Below are 21,480 nucleotides of genomic sequence, written 5' to 3'. Positions count from 1 at the left end.
CCGCCTTACCAGAGCGCGATGTCGTAGGTGAAATAAAGGCGGTTGCTGTCGCGCCCGCGGGCGAAGTCGGAACGGTACACATAGTTGCGCAGCTTCACCCCCAGCCCCTTGAAGCGGCCTTGCTGCACCACATAGGCCAGTTCCGCATCGCGCTCCCATTCGCGGACGGCGCTGTCGGACTTACCGTCGCTGCCGCTCAGGTAGCGGGTGGAGAACGTCAGCCCCGGCACCCCGAGGGCGGTGAAGTTGTAGCCGTAGCCGAGCATCCAGGTTTTCTCGTCTTCCTCGATGAACTTGCCGATGCCGACGTTGCTGAACGAGTACACCGTGGCGCCACTGATATAAGGCAAGCCGGCATCGCCGCTGAGCCTCTGGTAGCCCGCGTTCAGGGTATGGCCGGCGATGACATAGGACAGCTGGCCACTGAGCATGTCGTTGTCGATCTTGCCGCCATAGGCCGCGCCGCTGTCGCCGCTGCGGAAGTAGCGCAGATCGCCGGTCAGCACGCCGGCGCCCAGCTTCAGGTCGTGCTGGATCCCGGCGAAGTGCTGGCGGTAGAAATGCTCGAGCTCGCCGTAGAAGTAGCTCAGGCGCGTTTCCTTGCCGAGCTTGTAATCGCCCCCGGCATAGCTGAAGTCGCCGGACTTGTCGCCGCCATAGCCGTCCGCGACGATCGGCATGCTGTCGCTGGAATCGCGCAACTTGAAACGCTCCAAGTGCCCCGCGGTGAGCGTCAGGTTGGCGATATCGGTACTGGTGACCTGCGTGCCCTGGTAGGTCTGCGGCAGCAGGCGCGCGTCGTTGTAGATCAGCACCGGAGTCCTGGGCAGCAAGGTGCCGTACTTGAGCGTGGTCCCGGCCAGCCGGGCCTTGGCCGTGACTCCGGCACTGGCGAACTCTTCGGCGGCGCGTCCGTCGTCATGCACCGGCAACAGCCCGGTGCCGCTGCGGCCGCGTCCCGAGTCGAGCTTGACCCCCAGCAACCCCAGGGCGTCGACCCCCAGGCCCAGGGTGCCGGGGGTGAACCCCGACTGGAAATCCAGCAGCAGGCCCTGGGCCCACTCGGTGCGCTCGCTCTTGGCGGTGCGCGCGGCGCGGGCGCTCAGGCCATGCTCGTCGCGGAAGTTCTCATTGAAATAGACATTGCGCAGTTGCAGTTTCAGCGTGCTGTCGTCGCTGAAGCCGGCCGCACCGGCGGTGGTCAGCGGCAACAGGGCGGCCAGGGGCAACAACGCCCTGCGGGAAATCGAACGGGTCATGGCGGACTACTCATTGTTGTTATTCGAGGTGCAAGGGGCCCTGCGCGCCAGGGGATGACGCGCCAGGAAGCAGATGGGTGGCTCAGGAAAACAGAGTCAGCGCGCCGGTCAGCAGAGCCAGGGCGGTGATCACCAGGGAGGTCAACACCGCCCATTTGACGGTGGCTTTCTGGAAGTCGCCGATGTCGCGGTCGACCATTCCCACCAGCAGCAGGGTCGAGGCCACCAGCGGGCTCATCAGGTGCACCGGCTGGCCGAGGATCGAGGCCCGGGCGATTTCCAGCGGGTCGATGCCATAGGCCGCCGCGGCATTGGCGAGGATCGGCACCACGCCGAAATAGTAGGCGTCGTTGGACAGCACAAAGGTCAACGGCATGCTGGTGATCGCCACCACCAGCGGGAACAGGTGCCCCCAGGAGGGTGGAATCCAGTCCACCAGGGTCTGGGCCAGGGCGTCGACCATCTTGGTACCGGAGAAGATCCCGGCAAAGATCCCCGCGGCGAACACCAGCAGCACCACCGTCATGGCATTGCCCGAATGGGCGAGGATCCGCTCTTTCTGCACGTCCAGCTGCGGGTAGTTGATCATCAGCGCGAGCACGAAGCCGATCAGGAACAGGATCGCCGAATGCATCAGGCCCATCACCAGCGCCACCATCACCGTCGCCACCAGCAACAGGTTGACGTAGGCCAGCTTCGGGCGCTTGTAGGGCGTGTCTTCGATGATCGCGTTGATGTAGCAGTTACCGCCACCGCTCTGCAGCTGGACGCTGCCGATGCGCTTGCGCTCGGCGCGCCCCAGCAGGAAGGCCGTGAACACCACCCAGGCCGCCCCGCCGATCATGGTCGGCAGCAACGGCACGAAGTACTCGCCGGCGTCCAGGCCCAGGGCGGCGATGGCCCGGGTGGCCGGCCCGCCCCAGGGGGTCATGCCGCTCATGATGCTCAGGGACAGCATGGCGATGGTGGCGAGGATCATCGGGTTCATGCCGATGCGCTTGTACAGCGGCAGCATCGCCGCGCAGGTGATCATGTAGGTGGTGGTGCCGTCGCCGTCCAGGGCCACCACCAGCGACAGCAAGGCGGTGCCGACGGCGATCTTCACCGGGTCGCCATTGACCCGCTTGAGGATTTTGCGGATCAGCGGGTCGAACAGCCCGGCGTCGATCATCAGGCCGAAGAACAGGATGGCGAACAGCAGCAGCGCCGCGGAGGGGGCGACCATTTTCAGACCGTCGAGCATCATTTTCCCGGTGCTGCCGGCAAAGCCGCCGAGTACTGCGAAGACGATGGGCACCAGGGTCAGGGCGACTATGGGTGACAGGCGTTTGGTCATGATCAGGAAGGTGAACACGACCACCATGGCCAGGCCGAGTAATGCAAGCATGGAAGATTCTCTTGTTGTTATGGACAAGCATGGCCGACGCCCAGGCGCACGGCCCCCTACCCGCCAGGCGGGGAGCCTGGCGAGGGTTCGAACGGGGTCAACGGGTGTAGCGAAGCAGCCGCGAGCGGCTAGAGGTGTTTACCGGCCTGCACTGGTTTCCAGGCATCGTCGCTGGCCTGGGGGCCGGGCGCCGCCTTGCCATCCAGGGTCTGCAGCAGCACCTGGCGATCGCAGGCCTGTTCCGAGAGCGAGATCACGATGGTCGCCACGGCATTGCTGGCCAGGCTGGTCAGGGCCCGGGCCTCGGACATGAAGCGGTCGATGCCGATCAGCAGCGCCAGGCCCGCCAGGGGAATGTCATGGATCACCGTGAGGGTCGAGGCCAGGGCGACGAAGCCACTGCCGGTGACACCCGCCGCGCCCTTGGACGACAGCAGCATGATCGCCAGCATCGTCATCACCTGCCCCAGGCTCAGGTCGATGTTGCAGGCCTGGGCAATGAAGATCGCCGCCAGCGACAGGTAGATGGCCGTGCCGTCGAGGTTGAACGAGTAACCGGTGGGCAGCACCAGGCCGACCACGCCTTTCTTGCACCCCAGGGCCTGGAGTTTCTCCAGCATGCGCGGCATCACCGGCTCAGTGGACGAAGTACCGAGCACCACCAGGAACTCCTCCCGCAGGTAGCGCAGCAGCTTCCACAGGCTGAAACCATGGGCCCGGCAAATACCCGCCAGGACCACGAAGACGAAGAATCCGCAGGCGATGTAGAGGGTCATGATCAGCTTGGCCAGGGAACCCAGCGAAGTAATGCCGTACTGCCCGACCGTGAAGGCCAGCGCGCCGAACGCACCGATCGGGGCAAAGCGCATCAGGTAGGAGAAGATCTTGAACACCATGTGCGAGGCGGCTTCCAGCACGTCCAGCACCGGCTTGCCGCGCTCGCCCAGGGACGACAGGGCGAAGCCGCAGAGCACCGCGATGAACAGGACCGGCAGCACCTCGCCCTTGTTGAAGGCGCCCACGAACGTCTCGGGGATGATGTGCATGAAGAAATCCACCACCCCCAGCTTCGCCGCCGACTCGGTGTACTGCGACAGGCCCTGGGTACTCAGGTGCGAGGGATCGATGTTCATGCCGGCACCGGGCTTGAACAGGTACACCGCCACCAGGCCGATGATCAGGCTGATCACCGTCAACCCGAGGAACAGCAGCATGGTCTTGCTCAAGAGGCGCCCCAGGGAACGCTTGTCGCTCATCCCGGCGATCCCGGTGACGATGGTGCAGAACACCACCGGGGCGATCATCATCTTGATCAGCTTGATGAAGGCATCGCCCAGGGGCTTGAGGGCAATGGCCTGCTGGGCCCAGAAGTGCCCGACCACCACGCCCAGCAACACGGCACAGATGATCTGGAAGTAGAGCGATTTAACGACTTTCATGGCATCACCCATTTTTAGAATTGTTCTGATGCAAACGACGGTCACTGCGTTGCAGGACTATCCGGCCAGGCGCTGTGACGCCGGGGCGTAGACAAAACCCGAGAACAGCCTTCGCGCGGTGCGCACCACCGAGGCGCGGATGGTCTCACCCTGGCTGCCGGTGTAGGACAATACGACATCGATCCCGCCACTGGGATGCTCCAGGCGCACTTGCTGCAATTGCCTGGCGCCACCCAGCAGTTCGGCGGCGACACTGCCGGCGCTGACACAGGCAGTGGCCAGGCCGATGGAACCAGTGATCGCCAGCGCGCGATGGCAGTTGTGCGGCATGAAGTAGCGCACCTGAAGGGTTCCACCCGCCTTGGCCGGGGAAACCAGCACCGGCTTGGGGATCACCTTGTCGCTGACATCGCCCAGCCCCATGGCCCGTCCGGCTTGCAGGCGCAGGGCCTCCAGCCGCGCCAGGAAGCCCTTGTCGGCATCCAGCTCGGCCGGGGTTTCGTCGCCACGCTTGCCCAGTTGCCCGGCTTCGACGATCAGCATCGGCATGGCCATGTCGATGCAGGTCACCGGGATGCCATCGAACAGGTCCCGGGTATTGCCGGTGGGGAAGAGTTTGCCGGTCTTGCTGCCGGCGGCGTCGAGGAACGTCAGTTGCACGGGCGCGGCGGTGCCGGGCACGCCATCGATGGCGGTGTCGCCTTCGTAGCTGACCTTGCCTCCCGGGGTCTGGACCAGGGAATCGACGAAGGTGCCGGTGTTGAGGTTGCGGATGCGCACCAGGGTCTGTTCGCCCGTGGCCTTGACCAGGCCCTGCTCGACCGCGAAGGGGCCGACCGCACACAGCATGTTGCCGCAGTTGGGCGCGGTATCCACCCGGCGCTGGGACACCATCACCTGCACGAACAGGTAGTCGACATCGGCGTCGGGGTGCAGCGACGGGCTGACGATCGCGACCTTGCTGGTCTGCGGGCTGCCGCCGCCGATGCCGTCGATCTCCAGTTCATGGCCCGAGCCCATCAGGTCGAGGAGCAGCTCGTCGCGTTGTTCGACCGACACGGGCAGGTCCCAGGCGAGAAACACCGGCCCCTTGGAGGTACCGCCGCGCATGAGCACACAAGGAATTCGTTGCATGGACACAGACTCTTGTTAATCAATCGGGGTAATTGATGTTCTGGACAAAAGAGTGTCAGGGAACGAACCATGTTTCCAATGCAAAGATCGTAGCGATTATTGCGTTTCACGAATGAAATATTTTAAGGTGAGCGGCGCCCCGCCCCGACCCAGCCTGAGACGAAAACCATGGAATATGAGCTTCAGGACATAAGATCTTTCGTGAAAATCGCCGAACTGGGGAGTTTTCACGAAGCCGCCGATGCCCTGCACCTGTCCCAGCCGGCCCTGAGCCGCCGCATGAAGAAGCTGGAAGAGGGACTGGGCACCGCCCTGCTCGACCGCACCACGCGCAAGGTCAGCCTGACCAGCGTCGGCCGGGATTTTTTGCCCAAGGCGCGGCGCCTGCTGGATGACTTCGACGACTCGATCCTCAACATCCGCGAACTGGCGGAACGGCAGATCGGCCAGGTGACCCTGGCCTGCATTCCCACCGCCGCCTTCTACTTCCTGCCGTCGGTGATCCGTCTCTACAACGAGCGCTATCCGAAAATCCGCATCCGCCTGCTCGACCTCAGCGCCAACGAGGGGCTGGAAGCCGTGCTGCGTGGCGAAGCGGATTTCGGCATCAACATGATGAGCGGCCAGCACCCGGACATCGAGTTCGTGCCCCTGGTCAACGAACCCTTCGTACTGGCCTGCCGGCGCGACCACGAACTGGCGAAAAAGACCTCCGTCACCTGGTCGGAACTCAGCGATTACCGACTGATCGGCGTCGGCCGCCTGAGCGGCAACCGCATGCTGCTGGACCATGCCCTGTCGGGCCTGAGCTGGCGCCCCCAGTGGTTCTACGAGGTGCAGCACCTGTCGACTTCGCTGGGCATGGTCGAGGCCGGGCTTGGGGTGTCGGCCATGCCCAGCCTGGCCATGCCGGCTGCCGACCACCCGACCCTGGTGAGCATTCCGTTGAGCGAACCGGTGGTCAACCGCACCCTGGGCCTGGTCTACCGACGCGGCGCCTCGCTGTCGCCCGCCGCGGAAAAATTCGTGTCGATCCTGCTGGAACAATGGCCACACTGAGGGCCTCGCCCATAGCCCCCCGCACACACCGGGCTGAAACCTTTCCCTGGCACGCTACGGCGTGCCGGCGGCCTCGGCCATTAACAGCTGACTGCGCCCGGCGCAGACTTTATGCTGCACAGCCATCCCCCATGGAACCCGCGGGCCAAACGGTTGCCTGAGGCGCAGCCGTTTTTTTTCCGTGCACCACCCAATACCCGTTTTTCCCAGGAGTAAGCCCATGCCCCATGAAGGCAACCTGTTGCAAGCCGCTGTCGTGTTTCTGTTCGCGGCGGTGCTGACCGTCCCCCTGGCCAAGCGCCTGCAACTGGGCGCCGTGCTCGGCTATCTGCTGGCCGGGGTGATCATCGGCCCGGCGGTGCTGGGGCTGGTGGGCAACCCGCAGAGCATCAGCCATGTCTCGGAGCTGGGCGTGGTGCTGCTGCTGTTCATCATCGGCCTGGAACTGTCGCCGCGGCGCTTGTGGGTGATGCGCAAATCGGTGTTCGGCGTCGGCCTGGCCCAGGTGCTGCTGACCGGCGTGGTGATCGGTTGCGTGGCCCTGTTCCTGTTCGGCCAGCCGCTGAACAGCGCCATCGTGCTGGGCCTGGGCCTGGCGTTGTCGTCCACCGCCTTCGGCCTGCAAAGCCTGGCCGAGCGCAAGGAACTGACCAGCCCCCACGGCCGCCTGGCCTTCGCCATCCTGCTGTTCCAGGACATCGCGGCGATCCCGCTGATCGCCATGGTGCCGGTACTGGCCGGGGTCGACCACAACACCAGCAGCGCCGAGGACCTGCGCCATGGCTTGCAGGTGCTGGGCAGCATCGCCGTGGTGGTGATCGGCGGGCGTTATCTGCTGCGTCCGGTGTTCCGCGTGGTGGCGCGCACCGGCCTGCCGGAAGTGTCTACCGCCACCGCGTTGCTGGTGGTGATCGGCACCGCGTGGCTGATGGACATGGTGGGCGTGTCCATGGCCCTCGGCGCCTTCCTCGCCGGCCTGCTGCTGGCGGACTCGGAATACCGCCACGAGCTGGAAGCGCAGATCGAACCCTTCAAGGGCCTGCTGCTCGGGCTGTTTTTCATCAGCGTCGGCATGGGTGCCAATATCGGCCTGCTGTTCAGCGCGCCGCTCGCGGTGCTCGGCCTGACCCTGCTGCTGATCGGCCTCAAGCTGCCACTGCTGTTCGTGGTCGGGCGCCTGGCCGGTGGCCTGGGCCGCTTGAGCGCGGTGCGCCTGGGCGTGGTGCTGGCGGCCGGCGGCGAATTCGCCTTCGTGGTGTTCAAGATCGGCCGCGACCAGGGCCTGTTCGAGCCGCGCCTGTACGACCTGCTGGTGCTGACCATCACCCTGTCCATGGCGCTCACGCCGCTACTGCTCCTGGCCGGCGCGCGCCTGCTGCAACCCAAGGCCAAGCCGGTGGAAATGCCCGACGAATACCGCGAGATCACTACCGATGCGCCGCGGGTGGTGATCGCCGGGGTGGGCCGGATGGGCCAGATCGTCGCGCGGATCCTGCGGGCGCAGAAAATCCCCTTCGTCGCCCTCGACACTTCGGTCGACACCATCGAGCTGACCCGCAGCTTCGGCGGCCTGCCAGTGTTCTACGGCGACCCGATGCGCGCGGAAATCCTCAAGGCGGCCAAGGTCGGCGAGGCGGAGTTCTTCATCATCGCCACCGACGACCCGGACACCAACATCAAGACCGCCGCGGTGGTGCGCAAGCTGTACCCGCACATCAAGATCATCGCCCGCGCCCGTAACCGCCAGCACGTGCACAAGCTGGTGGACCTGGGCGCCGACGCGGTGCGGGAAACCTATTACTCCAGCCTGGAAATGACGCGCAAGGCGCTGATCGGCCTGGGCCTGAGCCACGCCCAGGCCGACTCGCGGATCAAGCGCTTCACCGCCCACGACGAACAGATGCTCGAAGCCCAGCACGCGATCTACGACGACCACGCCAAGATCCTGCAGTCGGCCCAGGAAGCCCGCGCCGAGCTGGCGCGGCTGTTCGCGGAAGACGAACAGGACGAGCAGACCGAAGGCGTACTGCCGCCGCCACGCTGAGTAGTGGAGCACCGCCTCTAATTGTGCCTGGCACCCGATCCGTAGGAGCCAGGCTTGCCGGCGATGCAGGCACCGCGCAAAGTCAGGCACGACGCCATCGCGGGCAAGCCTCGCTCCTACAGAAGATCGACTCCGTAGGAGCGCAGCTTGCGCGAGATGCAGGCGCCGCGGTGGGTCGCCAGGACGCCGCTCCTGACAATTCCTGTCAGTCGGCTGCACTACAGTACCCGGCGCCCAGCCCTCGAACGGACCCGCCGATGACCACCGCCAGCGCCCCTGCCCTCAAGGAAATCTTCAACCACGAACGCCTGGAGCACATCGCCCGGGAAATGCTCGCCGTGGACCCGGCGTTCGATCACCGCGGCTTTCTCGACCACGCGACCCGCGACCTCGCCGGGCTGTCGGTGATGCAGCGCCTGGCGCGAGTCAGCGAAAGCCTGCACGCCGTACTGCCGACCGGCTACGAGGACAACCTCGCGCGGCTGTACGCCCTCGCCCCGCGCCTGAACAGCCGTTTCGTCTGCATGTTCCTGCCGCACTACGTGGCCAGCTACGGCCGCCACGATTTCCCGCGCTCGATGGCCGCGCTCAAACACTTCACCACCTTCGGTTCTTCGGAATTCGCCATCCGCCCGTTCCTCGCCAGCGACCTGCCGCGCACCCTGGCGGTACTGCGCGAATGGGCCGGGGACGCCAACGAACATGTGCGCCGCCTGGCCAGCGAAGGCAGCCGCCCGCGCCTGCCCTGGTCGTTCCGCCTGGAAGCGATCCAGGCCGACCCGGACCTCGCCGCGCCGATCCTCGAACAGCTCAAGGCCGACCCGAGCCTGTATGTGCGCAAATCGGTGGCCAACCACCTCAACGATATCGCCAAGGACCATCCCGACTGGCTGCTGGAGCGGCTCGAAGGCTGGTCCCTGGAACACCCGCACACCGCCTGGATCGCCCGCCATGCGCTGCGCAGCCTGATCAAGCAGGGCAACCGCCGGGCGCTGGCGATCATCGGCGCCGGGCATGCGCCGCAAGTGCGGCTGCACGGCCTGCGGGTCGAGCCGGCGGCGATCCGCCTGGGGGAACGGATCAACCTGTCCTTCGCCCTGGAGTCCACCGCCGAGGCCAGCCAGCGCCTGGTGGTGGATTACGCCATCGACTACATCAAGGCTTCGGGCGCCACCCGCGCCAAGGTGTTCAAGCTCAAGACCCTCACCCTGCCCGCCGGCGCCCGGGAACACCTGGGTCGCGCCCAGCACATCCGCGAGCTGACCACCCGCCGCCACTACCCGGGCCGCCATGTGCTGCATATCCTGGTCAACGGCGAGCGCCTGGGCAGCACCGCGTTCGATATCCATGACTGAAACCGCAAGGAGCGACCATGCCGGCCCAGCGCGCATTTAGTAACAAAACATTTCAAGCATTGCGCCAATAACCACCCCAGCCAGCGCCCGCGACAAAACAACGCAAGCCGCAGCCGCTTACGGAGCGCCGGATATGGCTTTGGGCCATATCCGGCGGGGATAAAGCCGCGCTCCGGTTCCCCTCGACAACGGCCGCGCGAGTGCTCGCCAGTCGCCTCGAAAATCCCGCCTATCTTAAACAAACCGCTCTAGATCGCGGCTTTCAGCGACAAGTGATTGTCAGACAATGGTGTAAATCGGTGTTGCGATAAATTATCATTTGGCGCCTCCCCCACTTGCCACCCGCACCGGATGCGCGATCCGCACGGTGCGCTGTGGCTGTTTTTACTGATTCACCCGAGGCGCCCATGTCCCGTTCTGTGCTTTACCGTCCCCTGATCTGCGCCGGTCTCGGACTGCTCTCCTGGCAGGCTTGCGCTGCCTATCAACCGCAATCGGAAGCCGCCCTGGCCGCCGATGCCGAAATGGAATGCCGGTTCAACGCCGACCACAGCAGCGACTGCACCACCACCCAGCGCTACACCATCCTCACCCCGGCCGGCCGCGAAATGCTCTCGCGCATCGACTTCAGCTACGCCGAGACCGATGGCTTCGAACTGCTCAAGGCCGAATCCACCGCACCGGGCGGCAAACCCGTGGCCCTGGCGCCGGGGCAGATCGACACGCGCACCGCGCCCAACCCGGAACAGGGTTTCCTGCGCGAGAAGCAGACCTCCCTGGCCTTCCCCAATCTGCGGGTCGGCACCCGGCTCAGCTACACCGTGCAGCAGCACTACGCGGCCAAGCCGCTGCTGGGGCAGTTCCATTCGGTGCTGCAGTTCGGGCCCAAGCCGGTACGCCAGGACAGCTTCAAGATCACCTATCGCGCCCCTCGCCCGATCATCTGGCGCAGCGAGCAGATGGACGCCTATCGCTTCAGCGCCACCGCCGACCGCAAGACCCTGACCATCGAGCAGAAAGCCCCGGTCTTCCTCAACTACATCAACGAGCCCTCGATCGGCTTCATCCAGCGCGTGCCGCGGGTCGAGCTGGGCAGCAGCACCGAGGTGCAGGACTACTTCGGGCCCCTGGCCCAGCGCTACCAGCAGATCCTCGCCGCGCCGTTGCCGCCCACCAGCGCCAAGGTGGTGGCCGGCCTGCGCGACCTGCCGCCGGCACAGCAAGTGGCCGGGCTGATGCAGCACATCAACGACCACTACCGTTACCTGGGCGACTGGCGCGCCACCGAGCGCGGCTACGTGCCCTTCGAGCTGGCGCAGATCGAACAGCGCGGCTACGGCGACTGCAAGGACCTGGCGGTGCTCCTGGCCGCCCTGCTCAAGGCCAGCGGAATCAAGGCCGAGACGGCCTGGGTCAGCCGCGAAAACGTGGTCGCACCGCTGTTGATCCCCGGCACCCACGCGCCGAACCACGCCATCGTGCGGGCCGAAGTCGACGGCCAGGTGTGGTGGCTGGACCCGACCAACCCGGTGTTCGACCCGGGCCGCAGCATGCCCGATATCCAGGAGCGCTGGGCCTTTGTCAGCGACGCCCAGGGCCAGGTGCGCCAGGACTACATTCCCCTGGAAGCGCCGGACACCAGCCTGGTGCTGGACAAGCAGGAGCACTTCGACAGCGACGGCCAGGCGCGGGTCAACGCGCGCATCGAACTCAGCCACATGGAGCTGATGCAACTGACCGTCGCCGACCGTCAGAGCGGTATCGCCAGCAACGACCAGAGCCTGTGCGAGCGCTTCACCCGGCAGTTGCGCGACTGCCAGATCGACCGCGAGCCGACCACCTTCGTCACCCCGAAAACCTATCGGGTCAAGGCCTCGCTGACCGACCTCAAGCCCCTGGAAAACATCTCCGGCAACTACTTCTACAAGACCGCGGCCCTGGAGGGCGACTGGGACTTCCTGGTCAACTACCGGCGCAACGGCCAGCTGGCGGACCTCTACATCGGCGACACCTACACCCTGCGCTACACCTTCACCCTCTCCGGCGCCCAGCTGGACAAGGATGTGAAGACCTGCAACCTGCGTTCGCCCTGGTTCGACATGGACCTGAGCAGCGAGCGGGTCAAGGGCGAGTACCGCTACCACTACCGCCTGAGCCAGAAAAGACGCTGGCTGAGCCACGAGGACATCATCAGCGCGCCGTTCGACGCCATGGTCCGCCAGGCCAAGGAATGTTCCGAGCAGACGCGGCAGTTGGTGCGGCTCAAGGGCACCGCGAAAAAAGCGTGATGTTCCTGTAGGAGCGAGGCTTGCCCGCGATGGCGGTCAAAGATGACGCATATCACCTGAATGAACGCGTTGTCCTTGCGTTTATCGCGGGCAATCGAGCGTCGACCGGCCGCTCCTACAAAAGCCTAGGCAATCAGGTCGGTTCGGCGAGCAGCAGGGCCTGCTCCGCGGCGCACAGCTGCACCAGGTAATCCCATACCACCCGCAGGCGTACCGACTTGTGCAGGTCGCGGCGGGTGCTGATCCAGTAGGCGCGCTGGATGCTCTCGCCGGGCAGCAGCGGCACCAGCAGCGGGTCGCCGGCGGCCATGTAGCACGGCAGCACGGCGACCCCCAGGCCGGAGCGCGCGGCTTGCTGCTGGGCCAGCACGCTGGTGCTGTGGAACACTACGCGGGGGTTGCGGCAGAAGCTGCTGAGAAACTTCAGCTCCTGGCTGAACAGCAGGTCGTCGACGTAATCGATCCAGGCATGCCGCCCCAGGTCCTCGCGACTGCGCAGCGGCGGCGCGCGGTCCAGGTAGTCCTGGCTGGCGTAGAGGGCCAGGCGGTAATCGGTGAGTTTGCGGGTCACCAGCATGTCGGCGTTGGGCCGCTCCAGGTGGATGCTGATCTCCGCCTCGCGGTTGAGGATGCTGACAAACCGCGGCACCGCCACCAGCTCCACCTCCAGCCCCGGGTAACGCTCGAACAGCCCGCGCAAGCGGCTGGCAAGAAACATGATGCCCAGGCCTTCGGTCACGCCGACGCGGATCTTGCCCAGGGGCGCGGTGGACTGGGTGATTTCCTCCTGGGCCAGCAGTGCCACGTTCTCCATGGCCTCGGCATGCTTGAGCAAGGCTTCCCCGGCCGGCGTCAACTCATAGCCCTGGGCGTGCTGGACGAACAGCGCGGTGCCCAGGCTTTTCTCGATCGCCTCGATATGCCGGGCCACCGTGGTGTGGGTGGTCTTCAACCGCTGGGCCGCGGTCAGCAGGCGGCCACTGCGTTGCAATTCGAGAAAGAACCGCAGGTCGTTCCAGTCGAACATGAGGTTTCCTTGGCAGGCGGGAGAAAGGGCCACTGTTTGAAAACGCACAGCGGCTGAGCAAAAACTAACATTCTTCTAACGAAAGCTAACAACTAGGATGGGCCGCAACAAGAACGATAAAGAAGAGGTCATGGATGCTCCCTGCCTTCGATCCATACGACTACATCGTGGTCGGCGCCGGCCCCGCCGGTTGTCTGCTGGCCAATCGACTCTCCGCCAACCCGAGCCAGCGCGTCCTGCTGCTGGAAGCCGGGGGCCGCGACAACTATCCCTGGATCCACATTCCCGTCGGCTACCTGTTCTGCATCGGCAACCCGCGCACCGACTGGTGCTTCAAGACCGAGGCCGAGCCCGGCCTGCAGGGCCGCAGCCTGAGCTACCCGCGAGGCAAGGTGCTGGGCGGCTGCTCGTCGATCAACGGCATGATCTACATGCGCGGCCAGGCCGGCGACTACCAGCGCTGGGCCGCCGACGGCAACCCCGGCTGGGGTTGGCAGGACGTGCTGCCGCTGTTCAAGAAGAGCGAAAACCACTTTGCCGGCGACTCCCCATTCCACGGCGCCGCCGGCGAGTGGCGAGTGGAGCGCCAGCGCCTGTCGTGGCCGATCCTCGACGCCTTCCGCAACGCCGCCGAACAGAGCGGCATCGCCCAGGTCGACGACTTCAACGGTGGCGACAACGAAGGCTGCGGCTACTTCCAGGTCAACCAGAAAGCCGGGGTGCGCTGGAACGCCGCCAAGGCGTTCCTCAAGCCGATCCGCCAGCGCCCCAACCTGACCGTGCTGACCGGGGTCGAGGTCGACCGCGTGCTCCTGGAAAACGGCCGCGCCAGTGCCGTCAGCGCCCGCCACCAGGGGCAGGCGCAGACCTTCAAGGCCCGCCGCGAAATCATCCTCAGCGCCGGTTCCATCGGTTCGCCGAGCATCCTGCAACGCTCGGGCATCGGCCCCGCCAGCCTGCTGCAACGCCTGGGGATCGGCGTCCGCCACGAGTTGCCCGGGGTCGGCGGCAACCTGCAGGACCACCTGCAACTGCGGCTGATCTACCAGCTGGAAAACGCCCGCACCCTGAACCAGATCGCCGGCAGCCTGTGGGGCAAGATGGGCATGGGCCTGCGCTACCTGTACGACCGCAGCGGCCCGCTGTCGATGGCGCCGAGCCAGTTGGGGGCATTCGCCCGCTCGGGGCCGGAACAGACCTCGGCCAACCTCGAATACCACGTCCAGCCGCTGTCGCTGGAACGCTTCGGCGAACCGCTGCATGCGTTCCCGGCCTTTACCGCGTCGGTCTGCGACCTGCGCCCGCAAAGCCGCGGCCGGGTGGAGATCCGCTCCGCCGACCCGCAGGCCGCGCCGCTGATCCAGCCCAACTACCTGAGCCACCCGCAGGACCTGCGGGTCGCCGCCGACGCCATCCGCCTGACCCGGCGCATCGTCGCCGCGCCCGCCCTGCAAGCCTTCAAGCCCACCGAGTACCTGCCGGGGGCCGCGCTGCAGAGCGAGGAACAATTGCACGAGGCCGCCGCGCGCATCGGCACCACCATCTTTCACCCGGTGGGCACCTGCCGCATGGGCCAGGGCCGGGACGCGGTGGTCGACGCCGAGCTGCGGGTGCATGGCATCCCCGGCCTGCGCATCGCCGACGCCTCGATCATGCCGTACATCACCTCCGGCAATACCTGCTCGCCGACCCTGATGATCGCCGAGAAGGCCGCCGAACTGATTCTTGCCACGACCACAAGGAGTCCCGCCGCCGAAAAACAGACCGCCTCCCCCGCCTGACCGTAGGAGCGAGGCTTGCCCGCGATAGGGCCAGCGGACATACCAGAGAAATCGGGTCGTTCGCACCGACGTCATCGCGAGCAAGCTTCGCTCCTACAGGGGCCGATGCAGAAACTAGCGACAAGATGCAGATAGCGACGCCACGCTGGCGCCGACAGTGGAACAACAAGAACAATCACTGTGAGGGATATCGATATGTCGGAACATGCTCAAGCGCTGGACGCCACGGCCGTGGCGCCCACCAGCAAGGAAAGCCAGAAAGTCATCTTCGCCTCGTCCCTGGGGACGGTGTTCGAGTGGTATGACTTCTTCCTCTACGGCGCGCTCGCGGCGGTGATCAGCAAGCAGTTCTTCGCCGGGGTCAACGACACCACGGCCTTCATCTTCGCCCTGATGGCCTTTGCCGCCGGGTTCGTGGTGCGGCCCTTCGGCGCCCTGGTGTTCGGCCGCCTGGGAGACATGATCGGGCGCAAGTACACCTTCCTCGCCACCATCGTCCTCATGGGCCTGGCGACCTTTGCCGTCGGCCTGCTGCCGACCTATTCGAGCATCGGTATCGCCGCGCCGATCATCCTGGTCGCCCTGCGCATGCTCCAGGGGCTGGCCCTGGGCGGCGAGTACGGCGGCGCCGCGACTTACGTCGCCGAGCACGCGCCCCAGGGCAAGCGTGGCTTCCACACCAGCTGGATCCAGTCCACCGCCACTCTCGGCCTGCTGCTGTCGCTGCTGGTGGTGCTGGCCTGCCGTTACTTCACCGGCGATCAGTTCGAGGTCTGGGGCTGGCGCCTGCCGTTCCTGCTGTCGATCGTGCTGCTGGGCATTTCCACCTGGATCCGCCTGAGCCTGCACGAGTCGCCGGCCTTCCTGAAGATGAAAGAAGAAGGCAAGGCGAGCAAGGCACCGATCCGCGAGTCCTTCGGCAAATGGGAAAACCTCAAGGTGGTGCTGATCGCCCTGTTCAGCATCAACGCCGGGCAGGCGGTGACCTTCTACGCCGCGCAGTTCTACGTGCTGTTCTTCCTGACCCAGTTCCTCAAGATGGACCCGGCCCTGGCCAACAGCCTGCTGATCGTCAGCGTGGTGATCGGCGCGCCGTTCTTCATCTTCTTCGGCTGGCTGTCGGACCGGATCGGCCGCAAGCCGGTGCTGATGCTCGGCCTGCTGCTGGCCACCGCGCTGTACTTCCCGATCTTCAAGGCCCTGGCCCACTACGCCAACCCGGCCATCGACCAGGCCAGCCGCCAGGCACCGATCAGCGTGCTGGCCGACCCCGCCACCTGCACCTTCCAGTTCGACCCGGTGGGCAAGGCGCGCTTCGACAGCCCGTGCGACAAGGTCAAGACCTTCCTGGTCAAGCAGGGCCTGCCCTACACCAGCGTCGCCGCGCCGGCCGGCAGCCCGGTGGAAGTCAGCGTCGGCGATGTGAAGATCAGCGGCTTCGACGAAGCGGCCCTGCGCGGCGCGGTGACCCTGGCCGGCTACCCGCAGGCGGCCGATACCCAGAACGTCAATAAAACCATGGTGGTGGCGCTGATCGTCGCCCTGATCCTGATCGCCGCCATGTGCTACGGCCCGCTGGCGGCGCTGATGGTCGAGCTGTTCCCGACCCGCATCCGCTACACCTCCATGTCCCTGCCCTATCACATCGGCAACGGCTGGTTCGGCGGCTTCCTGCCCACGGTGTCGTTCGCCCTGGTGGTCTACACCGGCGATATCTTCTACGGCCTGTGGTACCCGGTGGCGATCACCGGCATCAGCCTGCTCGTGGGCCTGCTGTGCCTGCGCGAAACCCGCGACGTGGACATCGACCACAACTAGCAGGGCTCACACGATCCGTAGGAGCGAGGCTTGCCCGCGAAAGGCGCGCCGCGAAATGCCTGGTGCAGCGCGTCGTCGTTCTTCGCGCGCAAGCTGCGCTCCTACGGAAAAGCGCCGTCAGTACGGATTGCAGCGCTGCGCTACCGCCGTGGCCTGGTCGACATAGGGCCGCGCCGGCTCGAGGTTCCACTCGGGCTTGTCGCGGACCGGCTTGCCATCGAAGGTGGCCGCCAGATGGCAAACCATCTGCCGACGCAACGAGCCGCCGTTGACGCTGTACTGCCGCCATTGGTCGTCGTTTTTGTGCTTGTTGTAAATCTCGGCGAACATCCGGTCGGTCTGGTCATCCTTGATCGCCCGGCCACAGGCGGTCGGCACCACCTGCAGCGACCAGGTGTCGGGCCCGAGCTTCGGATCGGGGCGTTTTACCCAACTGCTGGACTCGATGTACTTGTCGCAGAACTGCGGCGTAGGCAGCGGCGCCGCGCTGGTGCAGGAGAAACTGGCCTTGCCGTTCGGCGTCCGCGGGAAGTCGATCTTGACGATGTTGCGATCCTTGCCGGTCTTGTTCTTGTAGTCGCGCTGGTTGGCCAGGGCATCGTTCAAGCCGCGCTGGTCGCTGTAGAAAAACGCCAGGATCGGCAATTCGTCGTCTTTCGGATTGCCCAGGCGCAACTCGGTCTGGGTCTGGAACTCGCGGGTATTGATGACGCGCCGCGACCCCATGAAGTTCTGAAACGCCGTGACCCGATCCTGGCTGCTCATCGGGTTGCGCATGTTGAAGCCGCATTGCAACTGGTCCTGCTGGCGGTTGTTGTTGAACTTGGTGAAATGCGCGACCCAGGCCGTGGGGTTGGTGATCGGCGGGACCATGGCCTGGCAGACCGCCTCGGTCTGGCTGGTGTTCTTGTTGTTGCCGCAGCCGCGATCGTCGCGAAAGTCGGTCCAGGCGTCGTTGGGAAAAGCGCAGTAGACATGCACCGGCGTCTCGGGATCGCGCACCAGGTCGATGGGCTTGATGATGTAGCCGTTCTGCGTGCTCATGCCCGGGTCTTCATAACTGATGCCGTCGGCGCGCATCCAGGACGCGGCGAACGTTCCCAGTTCCCTGGCTTTCGGGCTCGGGTTCCACACATCCCATTGCTGCCCCTTTGCCGGATCGGCGCGGTGCGTGCCCCTGATCAGCAGGCCGGAGCAGTCCGACGCCGGGTCCTTGCCGCAACTGGCGACGGTATTGTTGTAGAGCTTTTCCACCTGCCTCAGCGTCTCCTCGCAGGACTCGGCCCTGGCCAGCGCCGTGTGCGCAAGCACCGGCAGTAGGAGTAACAGAGCGATCCTGTGCAAACGTTTTTTCATGGCGTACATCTCCCTGATTAGCCAATACACAACTTGCCTTTGCCCGCTATCCGCCGCTCAACGCGGAACCGGATTGCAGCCCGCGGCACGGGTTTCGCTGTCCGACAGCACGGGCCTGAACGGCTCGAGGTTCCACGGCGTCTTGCCGCGATAGTTGGCCAGCACGCAGTTCAACTGCTGGCGCATGCTGCCGGCGGATTTCTCGTTGTCGCGCCAGTTGCCGTCGGCGCCCCGGAGGGCGAACAACTGCTCGTACAGCGCCCCCGCCTGCTCGTTGGGCAAGGCCCGCCCGGCGGCGGTAGGCACCACGCTCAAGGTCCACTCCTCCTGGCGGGTGCCGGGGTCGTAGCGCTTGACCCAGTCGGCGGACGCGATGTACTGCGGCGCCCGCGCCGGCACCGGGTTGCAGCCGGCCTTGGCCGCTTCCTGCGGCGTGACGGTGGGCCGGAACGGTTCCAGGTTCCATTCGGTCTTGCCCGGGTAGTTCTGCACCAGGCAGCTCAGCTGCTGGCGCATGCTGCCGGAGGATTTTTCATGGTCGCGCCATTGGCGGTCGGCGCCGCGCAGGGCGAACAGCTCCTGGTACAGGGCGTCCTGGTCGCTGGCCTGGATCGCCTTGCCCTGGGCGGTGGGCGTGACGTTGAGGGTCCACTCGTTCTTCCCGGTGCCGGGGTCATGGCGCTCGATCCAGGTGGCCGAGGCGATGTAGCGCGGCGCCGGTTGTACCGGCACGGGCTGCGCGCCGCCGGCGCTCGCCAGGTCGATCGCCTGGTCGGCGGCGACATAGCTGAAGCGCTGCTCCGGCGGCTTGGTGAAGTCCAGCCGCAGGATCGGCACGCTGTAGCCGCGGGCCTGGAGTTTCTTCTGGAAATTGCGCGCGCTGGTCAGGCCGTCTTCCGGTTTCGGCGGCGCCTGGTCGCCGCGGGTGGCGAAATTGTGCGTGCTGTTGACGTTGTAGATGAAGGCATCGATGTACTTCATGTTCTCGCTGCCATCGTTGCTCGCCGAGGCGTTCTTCAACATGAACTCGTTGACCTGGGCGCTGTAGGCGAAGGGGTCCTTGTTGGTGGTGTTCGTCCGCGATTCGTGGACGCGGATCATGGCGTTCCAGTCGCTGGGTTTCTCGGCGTTCCAGGAGCACTGGCTGTACTGGATCGGGCCCTTCAACAGGCCGGTGTATTTCTGCGTCCACTGCTCGGCGGTACTCACCCCCGCCTCCGCGCAGGTGCCATAGGCCAGTGCGGCGTTGCGGTTGGTCATCACCGCCTGGGCCGCGCGCGGCGGTTCGCGGCTGTCGAAGAAGCCGCAGCCGTACCACTTGCGCTCCGGCCCGGTGCCGCCATCGAAGGCGTAGATGCAGGTCCAGCCCTGCTCCTTGACCGGCAGGCCGAGGGCCGCCGCGTCGGTGGGCGTGCGCAGGATGAAACCGGCCGGGTGGATGAGGATCTTGGTGCTCAGGTCCTTGCGGATCCAGGAGTAGGACGTCGCGCCGATCTTGATCGCGTAGGGGCTGTAGTCCCAGGGGTTGAAGGGCCCATCGTTGACCATGCGCAGGGTAACCCCGCTGCAGTAGTAATGGCCGCGCGCGGCCCCGGTGTCGGGCTCCCGGCAGGCATCCTTGAGGGTGTTGTAGTTGCGGTTGATACGGTTGAGGGTGTCCAGCGGATCGAGGGGTTGGGCGGCCTGCACGCTGCACGCCAGGGGCAAGGTCAGGGTCAGGGCCAGAAAAAAAGACGCACGAACGGCGAGCATGGGCGACCTCCTTGTCGCTGCCAGGATTTATCTGACGAGGAGCCTAGACCAAGGCTGAAAAAATGCCGCTCGGGAGAGCGTTCGCGCTCAGGGGGGGAACCGCCGCAGGCTGGGCAAAAAAAAGCGGCGCAGGACGCGCCGCTTCCGTAGCTGGCAATCAGGCGACGATATCGGTGGCCACCGCCTGGCCGACGGTGCCTACCGCGAAGTCCACCGCACCAAGGCCTGTGAGGTCGACCAGCAGGCTGGTCTGGTCGGTCTCGGCGTAGTAGGTCAGGATCGCGTCGCCGGCATGGCCGGTGAAGCCGCTGACGAAGTTCAGGGTCGCCTGCCCCGAGGCGAACGGCGCGAGGCCGCTGAGGTCGATCTTGTCCTGGCCGCTGGTGAAATCCATGATCCAGTCGGGGGCGTCGAAGGTCGAGTCGGAAGCCGCGCCGAACACGAATGTGTCCGCCCCGGCACCGCCCCACAGGCTGTCGCCACCGCCACCGCCGTAGAGGATATCGTTGCCGGCACCGCCCTCGAGGATGTTGGCTGCAGCGTTGCCGATCAGCAGGTCGTTGCCCGAACCGCCGATGGCGTTTTCCAGGGTCACGCCCAAGGCGACCGAGACGTTGCCCACCAGGCCGCCGACGTCGGAGAACGAGCCTTCGTTGAGGTTGATCTTCTGGTTCTGGGTAAAGCCGGAGAAGTCCAGGGTGTCGTTGCCGCCACCGTCCCACACCGAGAACACCAGCTTGGAAGCCGCCGAGCTGGCGCTGTAGAAGTCGCGCCCGGTGTTGGAGTTGAAGCCGTACACAGTGTCGTCGGCACGGGTCTCATGGTTGGCGCCGTAGAGTTTCTGCACCGCGACGATGTCGTCCATCAACGGCGCCGACGCGTAGGCGCCACCGCCGTCCTTGCTGAAGTTCTGCCCGGTGTTGCTCTCGCTCCAGTAGCTCATCAGGCTGTAGCCGCGGGTGTCCTGGGCGTAGGACGCATCCTTGTAGGTCGGGTTGCCGTTCCCGGCGTTGTAGGCGCCCGGATGGGACAGGCCCAGGCTGTGGCCGATTTCGTGGGTCAGGGTCTGGCGGCCGTAGTTGCCGTTGCCCGGGGTTTCATTGACCCGGTACTGGTCGTTGATCAGGTACCAGGACTGGCCGTCGTAGCTGCTGCCCGAAGGCAGGTAGGCAAAGGCCGCCCCACCGGTGCTGACGTTGTAGTTGCCGAAACTGAGGTGGCCGTCGCCGCCGCTCGCCGCTTCGGTGAAGCTCAGGTTGGCCACGTCCGACCAGGATTGCAGGGCCAGGAACGCCTGGGCTTTCTGCAGCGCGCTGAACTCGCTGAAGGTGCCCAGGTTCGGGTTGTAGTTGGCCGGCTTGCTGGTCATGAAGCTGTAGCTGAGTTCGACTTTGCCGCTGCCGTCCTGGTCGTGCCAGGACAGGCCCTTGCGCAGGATCTGCTCGGCGGCCTGCTCGGCGGTGTACGACGGCTTGCCGTTGACCAGCTCCACGCCGCCACGGTCATAGGCATGGCTGAAGGCGGTGATCAGTTGATAGGCATTGCTGCCTGGAGCTGCCGAAAAACCGGCATTTTCTTTGGCTTTTGACATGACTTACATCCTTGTTCAACGCTGAAAATTTCCGATAGACCACGGCGACCTGTTAGCGAGATCGTCCTATCACTCGCCCTATTCAAGGCGCAGAAAAACTGACACAGGCGTTGGCGCGGCGTCCACGTTTTTTATTGTCCGACAATACGTCCAAAGGGCCATCGCGAAGCACCAGCATCGGTCTTCGCAA

14 protein-coding genes are annotated in these 21,480 nt (G+C 65.4%); 6 read left to right on the top strand and 8 right to left on the bottom strand.

Going from position 1 to position 21,480, the window contains the following annotated elements; genetic code table 11:
- Nucleotides 1–5: 5 nt before the first annotated feature.
- The 4 genes from TO66_RS12235 to TO66_RS12220 form a co-directional block, all read right to left on the bottom strand.
- On the bottom strand, nucleotides 6–1,259 hold the full coding sequence (locus TO66_RS12235; RefSeq protein WP_044462559.1) for an OprD family porin: 1,254 nt from the start codon (nucleotides 1,257–1,259) through the stop codon (nucleotides 6–8).
- An 82-nt stretch (nucleotides 1,260–1,341) separates the two neighbouring features.
- Nucleotides 1,342–2,646 carry a CitMHS family transporter gene (locus tag TO66_RS12230; protein WP_044462558.1) on the bottom strand — a complete coding sequence of 435 codons (1,305 nt, stop codon included), beginning with the start codon at nucleotides 2,644–2,646 and terminating at the stop codon, nucleotides 1,342–1,344.
- A 128-nt stretch (nucleotides 2,647–2,774) separates the two neighbouring features.
- Nucleotides 2,775–4,097, bottom strand: a complete 1,323-nt coding sequence (gene dctA, locus TO66_RS12225; RefSeq protein WP_044462557.1) for a C4-dicarboxylate transporter DctA — start codon at nucleotides 4,095–4,097, stop codon at nucleotides 2,775–2,777.
- A 45-nt stretch (nucleotides 4,098–4,142) separates the two neighbouring features.
- Nucleotides 4,143–5,219, bottom strand: a complete 1,077-nt coding sequence (locus TO66_RS12220) for a 4-oxalomesaconate tautomerase (RefSeq protein WP_044462556.1) — start codon at nucleotides 5,217–5,219, stop codon at nucleotides 4,143–4,145.
- 168 nt (nucleotides 5,220–5,387) lie between these two features.
- Here TO66_RS12220 and TO66_RS12215 point away from each other — a divergent pair, with 168 nt between their 5' ends.
- The 4 genes from TO66_RS12215 (at nucleotide 5,388) to TO66_RS12200 (ending at nucleotide 11,965) form a co-directional block, all read left to right on the top strand.
- Complete coding sequence (locus TO66_RS12215) at nucleotides 5,388–6,278, top strand: LysR family transcriptional regulator (RefSeq protein WP_044462555.1); 891 nt, start codon at nucleotides 5,388–5,390, stop codon at nucleotides 6,276–6,278.
- A 220-nt stretch (nucleotides 6,279–6,498) separates the two neighbouring features.
- Nucleotides 6,499–8,322: a monovalent cation:proton antiporter-2 (CPA2) family protein gene (locus TO66_RS12210; protein WP_044462554.1), complete on the top strand. Its 1,824-nt coding sequence runs from the start codon at nucleotides 6,499–6,501 to the stop codon at nucleotides 8,320–8,322.
- Between the two features lie 257 nt (nucleotides 8,323–8,579).
- Nucleotides 8,580–9,677: a DNA alkylation repair protein gene (locus TO66_RS12205; RefSeq protein WP_044462553.1), complete on the top strand. Its 1,098-nt coding sequence runs from the start codon at nucleotides 8,580–8,582 to the stop codon at nucleotides 9,675–9,677.
- A 407-nt stretch (nucleotides 9,678–10,084) separates the two neighbouring features.
- Nucleotides 10,085–11,965 carry a DUF3857 domain-containing protein gene (locus TO66_RS12200; protein ID WP_044462552.1) on the top strand — a complete coding sequence of 627 codons (1,881 nt, stop codon included), beginning with the start codon at nucleotides 10,085–10,087 and terminating at the stop codon, nucleotides 11,963–11,965.
- A gap of 133 nt (nucleotides 11,966–12,098) precedes the next feature.
- Here TO66_RS12200 and TO66_RS12195 read toward each other — a convergent pair whose 3' ends face one another.
- The gene (locus TO66_RS12195) at nucleotides 12,099–12,992 is read right to left on the bottom strand and encodes a LysR family transcriptional regulator (protein ID WP_044462551.1); all 894 of its coding nucleotides are present in this window, start codon (nucleotides 12,990–12,992) and stop codon (nucleotides 12,099–12,101) included.
- 134 nt (nucleotides 12,993–13,126) lie between these two features.
- Between TO66_RS12195 and TO66_RS12190 the strand changes: the two genes are divergently transcribed.
- Together TO66_RS12190 and TO66_RS12185 are read left to right on the top strand one after the other, a co-directional pair.
- On the top strand, nucleotides 13,127–14,773 hold the full coding sequence (locus TO66_RS12190) for a GMC family oxidoreductase (RefSeq protein ID WP_044462550.1): 1,647 nt from the start codon (nucleotides 13,127–13,129) through the stop codon (nucleotides 14,771–14,773).
- 195 nt (nucleotides 14,774–14,968) lie between these two features.
- On the top strand, nucleotides 14,969–16,591 hold the full coding sequence (locus TO66_RS12185; RefSeq protein ID WP_044462549.1) for an MFS transporter: 1,623 nt from the start codon (nucleotides 14,969–14,971) through the stop codon (nucleotides 16,589–16,591).
- Between the two features lie 117 nt (nucleotides 16,592–16,708).
- Here TO66_RS12185 and TO66_RS12180 read toward each other — a convergent pair whose 3' ends face one another.
- The 3 genes from TO66_RS12180 to TO66_RS12170 all read right to left on the bottom strand — a co-directional run bounded on the left by TO66_RS12180 (nucleotide 16,709) and on the right by TO66_RS12170 (nucleotide 21,290).
- Entirely contained in the window at nucleotides 16,709–17,947 is a 1,239-nt protein-coding gene (locus tag TO66_RS12180) for a DUF2599 domain-containing protein (protein ID WP_044462548.1), read from the bottom strand.
- A gap of 57 nt (nucleotides 17,948–18,004) precedes the next feature.
- Complete coding sequence (locus TO66_RS12175) at nucleotides 18,005–19,699, bottom strand: DUF2599 domain-containing protein (RefSeq protein WP_044462547.1); 1,695 nt, start codon at nucleotides 19,697–19,699, stop codon at nucleotides 18,005–18,007.
- Nucleotides 19,700–19,856: 157 nt separating this feature from the next.
- Nucleotides 19,857–21,290: a serralysin family metalloprotease gene (locus tag TO66_RS12170; RefSeq protein ID WP_044462546.1), complete on the bottom strand. Its 1,434-nt coding sequence runs from the start codon at nucleotides 21,288–21,290 to the stop codon at nucleotides 19,857–19,859.
- Between the last annotated feature and the right edge of the window lie 190 nt (nucleotides 21,291–21,480).

The sequence above is a fragment of the Pseudomonas sp. MRSN 12121 genome, from assembly GCF_000931465.1.
GTDB lineage: Bacteria > Pseudomonadota > Gammaproteobacteria > Pseudomonadales > Pseudomonadaceae > Aquipseudomonas.
The sequence above is the reverse complement of the archived record's forward strand: the minus strand, read 5'-3'. Positions and strand labels throughout refer to the sequence as shown.